This is a genomic window from Rhizobium sp. FKL33 (assembly GCF_005222915.1).
Lineage (GTDB): Bacteria > Pseudomonadota > Alphaproteobacteria > Rhizobiales > Rhizobiaceae > Rhizobium_E.
This window is the reverse complement of the sequence record NZ_STFX01000035.1, coordinates 15,975-27,370: the sequence shown is the minus strand read 5'-3', so window position 1 is coordinate 27,370 and position 11,396 is coordinate 15,975. Positions and strand designations below refer to the sequence as shown.

Sequence of the window (11,396 nt, the reverse complement as noted above, 5' to 3'; positions counted from 1 at the left end):
TTGGTAAAATTCTTCTGCTTCGGCATTCCGGTTTCCTTTCAACTCAAGAAAACCTCTCCACTTTTCCGATGCAAGTCCAAACCATCACAGAAAGAGCTTGGATCGCCGGTGCCCGCCAGTGTATATGCCGCACTCGGCGCTACCTCAGTCCTGCTTGAGATTGCGCAAGGAGATTGAAGGCCGAAAGCAGTATCATCCCATGTCACCCTCAAAAGCCAAAGACGAGCTCGATGAATTCGAAGCGGCAGCCCTGGTGGGTATGTCACCAAGACTGCTCCGGTGGCTCGCCAAGTACGCGCCTAAGCAGGAGGTCAGCAGGAAGCTAAAGATCCGCAAGGATGGAGAGCGTATATTCGTCCAGCGATCAGAACTGCTCGGATTCGACGACTGGCTGAAGCTGCCATGGCCATCGAAGAAGGACGCCAGGCCGCCAGTGCCCAACGGGATTCAGCGCGAGATCAAGGAGGAGGCCAGCGGGGAGTGCGCAATATGCCTCAAGAACGGCAATTCATGTGAGGCTGCACATATCAATCCGGTTGCCAAGTCTAAGAACAACCATCCTGAGAACCTCATCTGGCTTTGCGCTAACCATCACACCAAGTTCGACCACGGGGGATACGGTCCCTCGGCAGATGCCAAGGATTTCGTTGTTAGTTTTAAGCAATCCCTGACCTACTATCGGCGCGGCCTTTGGCAGTTCCAGGCTGAGGTGACGGGACAACTCTTCACGATGTTGAAGGCCTGCGACAGCCTGAACGCTCAACTCGCTGCAGCCAAGACACCCGAGCAGGTCGCCGCTGTCAAATCGCTGGCGAAGAAGGCGGTGGTCGAGGTCGGGAAGCTTGCACCCACCTCGAAGCACGACCCGGACTATGCTGCCTTCGTGGCGATGAAGCCGCAGTTCGATGCTCTCGCCGGAAGTTCCACCAAATCGAAGCATGTCGGAGCGACGCTGAAACTCGCCAGCGACATGAAAACGGAATTCGCCCGGCGCGCCGGTTATGAAGCCTGTCCGCTATGCAAGGGTAATGGGCACTACAAGCATGAGGATTGCCCCGCATGCGGCGGAGAGGGCGAACTGAAGGCATACGAGATCCGTGAACTGGATCTCGATCGATATGGGGATGTGAGCTGCCCTCTGTGCAAGGGGAAAGGCGCGTTCAACGGGGACGACTGCCCGGCCTGCGATGGCGAGGGCCAGATGGAACGTCGCTTCGCCGACCAGGTCGACCCCCGCGAATGGGATGAGGTGTCCTGCAACCTCTGCGAGGGCACGGGAAAATGGAAGCATGGCGCTTGTCCAGTTTGCGACGGCAGCGGAAAGCTTGAACGACATCAACGGGACCAGGTCGACATCCGGGAATACGCGTTAGTGGATTGCCCCCTTTGCAAGGGGAAGGGTACGTTTCGCGGAGAAGACTGCCCTGAATGCCATGGCGAACAACAGATGGAGCGGCGTTATGCGGACCAGGTCGATGTCCGCCAGTACGAGAGCGAGGACTGTTTTATCTGCGAAGGGTCCGGTGAATGGTATGGAATGCCTTGCCATGCTTGCGGCGGCGAGGGGCGTCTGGAGCGCTGGCAGGCTGAACAGGTTGACCGAAGCGACTTCAAGATGGTGGCCTGCCCAGCATGCAAGGGGGACGATTCGGACTTCTGCAGGACCTGCGATGGCGAAGGCGAAGTGCCGCGTTACATCGCCGACCGGTTTTAGCCGTTCCGCTAGCTGCTGCGCAACGGCCACTATGTCCGGGTCAACCCACCTGGACGCTATCGGATACCCTTTGCTAATAGTTCCAGATAGGCCAAAGTCCGACGGCTGCTGTAGGGATCGTTGTGTGACCTCGCGAAGGGTGGGAATGGGTCGGAAGCGGTCATTGAGGTTGGCCCGCGCTCTATAGCAGCTACTTCATCCGCGACCTCCAGATCGGACAATCACCTCCCGACCCCGTTGTGGTCATTGCTCTTGGGTCCCCAGCCAAATTTTCTGGTGTCGCTGAGGTTGACTGATGGCTTAAGGATCACAGCCGAGACCGCTCAACTTATTGAGAAGACGTCGACTTTTGAAGTGGAGAGGGTCGCCGATTTAGAGCGAATGAGCGGCCTGAAATGGCCTGCCTGGGAGACCTGGATTCTCACATGATTTCAAGGACGTAGTAGAAGAGCCTTGAAATTCCCTCTGTTTTCCGGCCGCGGGTGACCGTGGATGCCACCTTTGTGCCCTGGCTTTGGGCGTCAGTCAACCGGCGGGTTGAGCGGTAATTATTTCCGCTTTTGGCCGCTGACGAAGTCTGTCAATCTGCCGCGCAGACAAGTCGGGCACGCGTGGAAACAGGCGCCGCGTCGATGACCTACAAATGATCTACTGGATGAGCGGAAAACATTCCCGTCTTACGCTTTTAGGGGAGTGCTTCGAAATCGGCTCTGCCATAACCTTCGATCAACAGCCTTAGCCCCTCCGGCGCCACTACTTGCACCTTGTCACCCCACTGATAGAGGTGCCAAGCCATCTCTAGCCAACCCGATGCCTGGAAGCGGACGATTAGGCCGCCATCCTCTTCCCATTCGAGATTTTGTCTCGGATGAAAGCAAAACTCAGAAGCTCGGGACGCAACTTCTGGGGAAAAACGCCAAATGACTTCACAATACTGATCTTGGTTCTGAAAAACCCCAAAGGATTGAGCCGCATACTCTTCAATCGAGAAACCGGGTTCGAAACAAAATGTCTCATCGGTGGTATGCGCGCCGTAGATGCGGTCCATTCGGAAGTTGAATAGCTTTTCTCCTCGCGCGGGCTGTCGTGCAACAAGATAGCTGCGATGCCCAAGTAGGAGGCCATGGGGTTCAATGACCCGCTCCGGAGCGTCGTGACTACCGTAATGCAGCCGCAAGCGAAACGGACCGCGCAGCGCTTCAATCACGGCATCCAGAACTAGCGGAGGGAGATTAACCCTAGGACCCGGGCGCGTCACCGATCCCATCGCCATCAGCACGGCTTCGACATCCGCCTCCGTACGCAATGCATCTTTCGGAACAAGGCGCGCAAGCAGCCCATCGCGCATATCCTCTAGAGCAGTTGCATGCCGGAGGCGACCATCGAGGCGTGCGGTCCTGCTGGCGATCTCCAGTGCCTCTAGGGCCGTCTCCTGTCGAAGTTGGAGCCGATCAAGCATCCTGTCCGCGATACGCCATCTTCGCCGGCGATCTTCGCCATCCTCTGCTTCGACATTTGCGAAAACAGTTTCGAGAGCCTCGGTCATTCGTTGGGCCGTGCGATGGGATACGCCGAATTCCTCGCAAATTTCATCGAGAGAAACACCGGAGCGCCTAGTGGCAGCCAAGCGCGCGAGTCTGACCAGGTCCTGAGCCTTTGAGAACGACATGGTAGCATCCTGACAATCAAGCATGTCAGATATTGACACCCATGCACGGTATCGATGATGCTGCAATCTGTCGAGATACGGTATCTTGCCGGTTGCGCTCGAATGGAGGGGTGCGTGCGCAAGATTGACGGCCGAATTTTTTTGTCCGCGTCGGATTTGATGCGCTTCATGGGCTGCACCCATGCTAGCGCACTAGATCTCGCTTATATGTGCGGCCAAGGCCCAGTACCCCGGGAGGACACCGATGATGCGGCTCTGCTACAGAGACAGGGCGATGCCCATGAAGCCGCCCATCTGGCGACGTTAAAGGCGTCAGGCGTTTCTGTGGTGGAGATCGTTCGTTCTGCTCTGGCCGACAATGCGGAAGTGACGCGTGCCGCATTAGCCCAGGGTCCGCAGATAGTTTTCCAAGGGGCGCTACTCGGCAAAAATTGGGGCGGTTGGTCGGATTTTCTCGAGCGCGTCGACCGTCCATCAGCTCTGGGTCCCTTCAGCTATGAAGTTACTGACACCAAACTCAAGCGGCGTCCCCATCCCAAACATGTGCTGCAATTGGTGCTCTATTCGGACCTCCTGACCGAGGTTCAGGGCGTCGCCCCTGAATTTGCCCATGTCGAACTCGGCGATGGAAGCCGGGCGCAGCTACGGCTCGCCGACTATCAGGCCTATGCGCGTATGGCGCGCCAGCGGCTCGAGGCTTTCCTGGAAGATCCGGCGCCGACCCGCCCGATCCCCTGTGCTGATTGCAGGCTCTGCCGCTGGGGCGATCACTGCCAGAAACTGTGGCAGACCGAGGACAACCTGTTCAACGTCGCCAATATCAGCCGCAGCCAGGTCAAAAAACTAGAGGCCTCCGGCATCGCGACCATGGAAGCGCTGGCCGGTCTCGACCGCCCGATCCGCGGCATGGCTGAAAACACGCGAGCGCGTCTGGTGACCCAGGCCCGTCTGCAACATGCCCGCAAGACGGGGGCGCCCGCCTTCGAGCTGCGCTTGCCCGATCCGGGCAAGGGCTTCGATCTGCTGCCGGAGCCCCAGCGGGGCGACATCTTCTACGATATTGAAGGCGACCCGCATTACGAAGGGGGCCTCGAATATCTCCACGGCGTCTGGCTCGAAGGACAGTTCTCGCCGTTCTGGGCGCATGACCATGTCGCCGAAGCCCAGGCCCTGTCCGAGCTGCTAGATTTCTTCCGGGAAAGGCTCACCACATTTCCCCAGGCACGCATCTATCACTATGCGTCTTACGAGATCACCGCCTTGCGGCGGCTGACCGCCAAATACGGGATCGGTGAGGCCTTTCTGGACCGCCTGCTGCGCGAGCGGCGCTTTGTCGATCTCTTCGCCGTGGTGCGCGGCGCGCTCATCGGTTCGGAAGCCAATTACTCCATCAAGTCGATGGAAGCTTTCTATGGCCGCAAACGCGATGGGGAGGTGAAAACGGCGGGTGGCTCTGTAGTGGCCTATGAGCGCTGGCGCGAAACCGGCGAGCAGCAGATTCTCGATGAGATCGAGGATTACAATCGCATCGACTGTATCTCGACCGAGGAACTGCGCGACTGGCTGGTTAGCATCCGGCCCGCCGCGCCATGGCCGGTCCTGGCCGTGGATGCCGGCGACAAGGAGGTCGAGGAAGACGCCGATACCCGGGCCCTGCGCGCGAAGCTCGCCGTGACCGACCTGCCGCAGAACCGACAGGACATGTTGTTCAACCTCGGCCTGTTCCATAAGCGCGAGGCGAAGCCGGCACAATGGGCGGTTTTCGACAGCACAGGCAAGGACGAGGATGATCTGATCGACGATCTCGATGCGTTGGCCGGTCTGGAAGCCATCGGCCCCGCCGAACCGGTCAAACGCTCGATGATGCGCCGCTATCGCTTTCCGCCGCAGGAAACCAAGCTGCGCGCAGGCCGCGGTGCAACAGTCCCGGTCGTCGATGGGCCGCCAGCCAGTATCAGCATCGAGGAACTGGATCGCACCACCGGGATCATTGCGATCAAGGCTGGCCATGCCAAAGCCCATCTTTTGGCTGACCGCCTGACGTTGCATCCGGACTGGCCGCTGAACACGGACGTCATTGCCGCGGCTTTGCACGACGTGATCGAAGATCAATGCGGCGCGCGCCGCCTGACCGCGATCGATGATCTGCTGGCGCGCGTCGCGCCGCGTCTTGTGACGGGCGCGCGCGCGGATCTGCTGAATGGCGCTGATCCGCTGACGGGCACCATCGCGGCGATTACCGCCATGGACGGTACGGTGTTGCCGATCCAGGGGCCACCGGGAACCGGCAAGACCTATGTCACCGCGCGGGCAATCCTTGCGCTGGTGCGCCAGAGGCACCGCGTTGGCGTGGCCTCGAACAGTCATGAGGCCATCCGCAACGTACTGATGGGGTGTCTTGCCGCGCAAGAAGATGGCGATCCTGTCCCGGGCTTGTGCATCGGTCACAAGGTCGGCAGCGGCGAAGACGGTTATCCGGACGACTGTATTGGCGTCATCCGCTCGACCGCCAATGACGATTCCCTCTGGAGCCGTGCCCATGTGGTCGGCGGCACCGCCTTCTTTTTTGCGCGGCCGGAGCGCGAGCAGGCGCTGGATTGGCTGTTCGTCGATGAGGCCGGGCAGGTCGGGCTCGCCAACATGGTCGCCATGGGCCGGTGCGCGCGCAACATCGTGCTGGTCGGCGATCCGCGTCAATTGCCGCAGGTCATCCAGGGCGCGCATCCCGAGCCGGCGAAACTGTCGTGTCTGGAATGGATGCTGGGCGAGCACGCCACCATCCCGCCCGATCGCGGCATCTTTCTGCCGGTCTCACGCCGTATGCATCCCGATGTCTGCGGGTTTATTTCGCGGCAGGTCTATGAAGGCCGTCTCAACAGCGCGCCCGATACAGCCGTCCAGGCCGTCCACGGGACGGGTTTTCCTGAAGCTGGCGCTTTCTGGGTGCCGGTCGCGCATGAGGGCAATGCCCAGATCGCGGTCGAGGAAGTCACTGCCATTCACGCGGTGATCGATGATCTGCTCTCGGGAAGCTGGACCGACAAGGATGAGACAACGCGCGCCCTCGAGCCCGCCGACATCATCGTCGTTGCGCCCTATAATGCGCAGGTTAACGCCCTGCAGGATGCGTTACCCACTGGCATTCGTGTCGGCACGGTCGACAAGTTCCAGGGGCAGGAAGCACCCGTCTGCCTGGTGTCCATGACTGCCTCCTCGGTCGAAGAAACCCCGCGCGGCATGGACTTCCTGTTCTCGCTCAACCGCATCAACGTCGCTGTCTCGCGCGCCAAAGGCTTGGCGCTCGTCTTCGGCGCGCCCCGGCTGCGCGAAGCCAAATGCGACACAGTCGAACAGATGCGCCTCGTTAATACGCTGTGCGCATTGCCTGAGTTTGGAGTTCTTTGATTGTGGACGAATTTCGAGGCGCGCCTCGATGAAAATGAGCACGAACGTCCCATACCGCTGCGACGGGCGCTTTTCGATGTGCTCCGAGGTTCGGGTCTGCGCCCCGGCGAAGGCGTCACTAAGAAGATGGCGTCCTTTGAATTTGGCGTAGGCGAGCGCCTGCTGTGGGAAATTCAGAATCCGGCGAACGTCTTTCTTCACATACAATGGCGCGAACTGGTCGAAGCAAAGGGCTTTGCCACCGAGCTGCGACCCTATCAAAGCGGCATAAAGGACGGCGGGCGACATTCCGCCCTTAGCCGCGACTGGTCCTTTGGCGATACTGACTGCTTTGTCGTGCGGATCGACAGCGCCGAGGCCCTGCGCCGGCTGATCGGCGTGCTGTTGCAGTCCGACGATGAGCTGGTGCTCAATCCGGCGGCGGTCGCGCGCTGGATCAAGCAGTTGCGCCATTTCTTCCCCGCGCTCGATCGGTTCGATCTACCCGATCCGCAATTCGACCAGGCGGAACGGACCTACAAGCTGGAGACCGCAGCCGAGCTCAAGGCCGCAATCGCGCAGGCCGATTCCGATCAGGCGCTGGCCGACGCCGTTAACACCGCGCTCGTCAAAAGTAATCTGCTGCAATGGCGCGCCTATTGGCCGATGTCGTCAAAGGGCGACGCCGATCGCCAAAAGCTCTGGCCGGCCTTGCGAACGCTGGTTGAGGCTGCGCTCGGTGCGCCGGGCGGCTACGCGGCCGCCCTGGAGGCTTTCGTCAACGCATGGATCGCTGCGGTTCCAGACGGCAAGCCAGACCCGGCACGCCAGATAGCCGAATTCCTGTTCCTCCATCTCGCTCCTGACGATGGCATCTATATTCGCCATTCCGTACGTCAGGACCTCTGGCGGGAAGCGGTGGGTAGCCGGTTTCCCGACCATGCGTCGATGGCCGACATCTATCGCGACGAATGGCGCTTCATGCAGGCGGTCCGGCGCGCTTTCGCAGATCGAGGCCTGGCGCCGCGAGACATGATCGACGTCCAAAGCGCCTTGTGGATCGTCCACAATTACAAGGAGGAAGATGTGGCCACCTTTTCGCGCGAGGCGATCGAGGCGGCGATGGACGCCTATGACAGCTACCGCCAATCGCAGGAGCACAGCGCCATCTTCGATGCCTTTGGCGAGCCACGTGACTACTGGGTGCGTTCGTCACGTGACCGACCCTATCGGATCTACCCATCCAAGCCGATCGTGGGGTTTCTGCGCGGCAAGACACAGCTCAACGGCGGTTGGGGACAGAAGGCCGATGCCGCCGCCCAGCTCCACAATGCCGGCTATATCATCGTCGATGGCGATGATGCGCCGGTCACGCCGCCGGAGCGGTATGAGCATCTGATCGGCGACGCCGACCGCATCCGGCTCTGCGCGCTCAACTACTATGTCGAACCGGCTCGTGAGAACGCCGCCGCAGAGGTTGCAATCCGCGCCGGCGACCTTGGGCGTGATATGGGCTTGCGCGATCGGAATCCGGCGATTTGCAGCGCGCTCGGGAGCGAAGAGTTCCAGCGATGCGCCCACGTTCCGCCGCCGACGCACACGCTGCCCAATCCCAGCAGCACCACAGTTTTTACCTATCAACTCGCCTCGGCAGAAGGGCACCAAACCATGACGCTTGCACCCACCACCGCGATGCCCGCCGCCACCAACCTCATCCTTTACGGCCCGCCGGGAACCGGCAAGACCTATGCGACGGCCTGGGAAGCCGTGCGGCTCTGTCTGGGTGATGGTCCGGCCGAACCTCTGCGCGATGACCGCGATGCCCTGATGGCTGAATATCGCCGCCTTGCAGGCGAAGGTCGGATCGAGTTCGTCACCTTTCACCAGTCGATGGCTTATGAGGATTTTGTCGAGGGTCGTCAGCCTATGACCGGATCGGATGACGATGAAGGCGCAACGTCAGCGGGGTTCCGACTGGAAACGGTGCCCGGGATTTTCCGGCGCATTGCGAAGCGGGCCGAGACCGGACTGGGCAAGACGGCGATCAGCAATCGGATCACGAGTGACGGCCGCCAAATCTACAAGATGTCGGTCGGCTTTAGCCGGGACGCCGGCGATCAAGAACTCTTCGAGGAAGTGATCGAGGGTGGCTACACGCTGCTGAGCTGGGAAGACATCGACTGGAGCGACCCGAAGTACGGGGATGCCGAGGAAATCCTGAAAACTTGCCAGGAGCAGGGCAAGATCGAAGGACCGGTCACATTGCAGTCTAGCCAGGTGTCGATCACCGACACGTTTCGGAATCGTCTCAAGCCGGGCGACATCATTGTCGTGTCGAAAGGGAACCGGTTGATCCGCGCCATAGGCGAGGTGACTGGTCCTTACGAATATCATCCGCGGCCGGAGGGGAACTATGGCCACAGGCGTGCCGTTCGCTGGCTTTGGCACGATGCTGACGGTGTGCCCGTCACCGAGATCTATGATGGCAATTTCACGATGCGGTCGCTTTACGGGCTGAAGAAGGAGCGCCTCAATATTCCTGCTCTTGAGCGCTACATGAACAGCGCGATCAAGGAGGCTGACGCCGATGCTGAGCGCGAGGCCTTCGTGTTGATTATCGACGAAATCAACCGGGCCAACATCTCCAAGGTCTTCGGCGAATTGATCACGCTCCTGGAGCCGGACAAGCGTCTGGGGCAACCCAACGCCATCAAAGTGCATCTGCCATACTCAGGCGACGAATTCGGCGTGCCGGCCAATCTGCACATCGTCGGCACGATGAACACCGCGGATCGCTCGATTGCGCTGCTCGATACCGCCCTGCGTCGCCGCTTCACCTTCCGCGAGCTGATGCCGGACGTTGCAGAGCTTCGCCGGGCGCTGGAGGTCCGGAAGCTTGATGCGGAAAATCTCGATGGAATTGATCTGTGCAAGCTGCTGCACACCCTCAATGAGCGGATCGAATATCTCTTCGATCGCGAGCACCAGATCGGTCACGCCTATTTCACTGGATGCAGCTCTCGCGCCGATGTCGAGGACGTCATGCGCCACAAGGTCATCCCGCTTTTGGCCGAGTATTTCTATGAGGACTGGTCGAAGGTCGCCGCAGTGCTCGGCGATGGTGACGGCACCAACGGTGCCCATTTCCTCGAATCAAAGAGACTGCCGGCTCCCGCCGGCTTTGCTGATGATGAGCGGGATGGAGACAAGCGGCGCTGGAGTGTGAAGGCCAGTTTCGATTTCTCGGACTTTGCAGCCTGATGCCTGTTTATACGGTTCGAGAATGGGACAAGCTCGCCTATGGCGATGGCGATGGGCAGATCCCGGCCCACCATGCCGACCGGCTGGCGGGTCTGGCAGCGCGCTCGGCTTTTGCCGGCCGTGGCGGCAGCGGGGTGCTCGAACATGGCCGGCATGCCTTGCGCGCACGCGGCGTGGTCGGAATTCTGGCAGCGGGCGATGCGAGCCTGGAGATCCTGCCCAAGATCGATGTGGCGCCGGGTGAAACGCCCGATCACCAGAACGCAGCGATCCGCAAACGCCTGGTTCATATGCTGGCCGTCGCACTCGATCTTAAGATTGATCTAGGCGTCATCACCGATCTCGCCTGGCAGCGTGAAACTCTGCTCGAAATTCTGATCCGCATCTTTTGCGACAAGCTCACCACGGCTCTGCGCAAGGGAATGCCGCGCCGGTATGTCGAACGCGAGGAGGACTTGCCGACCTTGCGCGGCCAACTCGACATCACCCGCCAGTTCACCCGCCATGCGGTCAACCCCTCGCGCCTTGCCTGTCGGTTCGATCTGTTGTCCGAAGACATCGCGCTCAACCGGATCATGAAGGCGGCAGTGGTTCGCCTTCTCCGCGTCTCGCGGCGCAGTGCCAACCAGCAATGCCTGCGCGAGTTGGCCTTCCTCTATGCCGACATCGCAGATGTACCGGTTTCAGCACTGCGCTTGAACGAGGTTGTCATCGATCGCACCAATCGGCCCTGGCAAGAACTCTTCGCCATGGCCCGCCTGTTTTTGCAGGACCGCTATCAGACGACCTCGGGCGGTGCTGGTCAGGGCACGGCGATGTTGTTCGAGATGAACGCGCTGTTCGAAGAATATATTGGGCGGTTGATTGCGCGGGCGCTGGCGGGAACAGAGCTTACGGTCTCGTTGCAAGGCGGGCGCCTGTTCTGCCTCAGCGCGCAGGATAGCGGGCGAGGGCTATTCCAGACTAAGCCCGACATCCTAATTCGGCAGGGGGGCAAGGTAACCCATGTCGTCGATACCAAATGGAAGCGGATATCCTCCCGGATCGATGACCCGAAGCAAGGTGTTTCGCAGGCTGATGTCTATCAGATGATGGCCTATGCGCAGCTTTATCAAGCGCCGCGCCTGACGCTGCTTTATCCTCATCATTCGGGCTTGGGAGCGGAAGAAGATGTTCATGCGCGACATCGTATCACCGGGAACGCCACCATACTGGAAATCGTGAGCCTTGACCTATCAAACAGTGCAGAAATAGTAGCACGGCTTCGTCGCTTGCTGTTAGACAAAGAGCAGGTTTCCGCCGTGCCAATGAGCTAAACTAGGAGCACTCCTTAGCAGATCTCCGACTTTCTCTACTAGGCGATGCGGC

Annotated in this window: 5 protein-coding genes; 4 read left to right on the top strand and 1 reads right to left on the bottom strand. The window is 60.1% G+C overall.

Features of this window, described 5'->3' with window-relative positions; translation table 11 throughout:
* Window positions 1-154: 154 nt before the first annotated feature.
* Window positions 155-1,714 carry a zinc finger domain-containing protein gene (locus tag E8Q41_RS20440; protein WP_205910403.1) on the top strand — a complete coding sequence of 520 codons (1,560 nt, stop codon included), beginning with the start codon at window positions 155-157 and terminating at the stop codon, window positions 1,712-1,714.
* Window positions 1,715-2,399: 685 nt separating this feature from the next.
* Here the strand turns inward: E8Q41_RS20440 and E8Q41_RS20435 are convergent.
* Window positions 2,400-3,383, bottom strand: coding sequence for a WYL domain-containing protein (locus E8Q41_RS20435; RefSeq protein WP_137157417.1), 984 nt, complete (start codon window positions 3,381-3,383; stop codon window positions 2,400-2,402).
* 114 nt (window positions 3,384-3,497) lie between these two features.
* On the opposite strand from E8Q41_RS20435, the gene E8Q41_RS20430 reads away from it, so the two are divergent.
* From E8Q41_RS20430 to E8Q41_RS20420, 3 genes are read left to right on the top strand one after another with little or no spacing between them, the layout of a single operon-like run.
* Entirely contained in the window at window positions 3,498-6,788 is a 3,291-nt protein-coding gene (locus E8Q41_RS20430) for a TM0106 family RecB-like putative nuclease (protein ID WP_205910402.1), read from the top strand.
* Window positions 6,789-10,028 (top strand): AAA family ATPase, encoded by a 3,240-nt coding sequence (locus tag E8Q41_RS20425; protein WP_246660260.1) that lies wholly within the window; start codon window positions 6,789-6,791, stop codon window positions 10,026-10,028.
* Window positions 10,028-11,344 (top strand): restriction endonuclease, encoded by a 1,317-nt coding sequence (locus E8Q41_RS20420; protein WP_137157416.1) that lies wholly within the window; start codon window positions 10,028-10,030, stop codon window positions 11,342-11,344. Before E8Q41_RS20425 ends, E8Q41_RS20420 begins: the two co-directional genes overlap by 1 nt.
* Window positions 11,345-11,396: the final 52 nt, after the last annotated feature.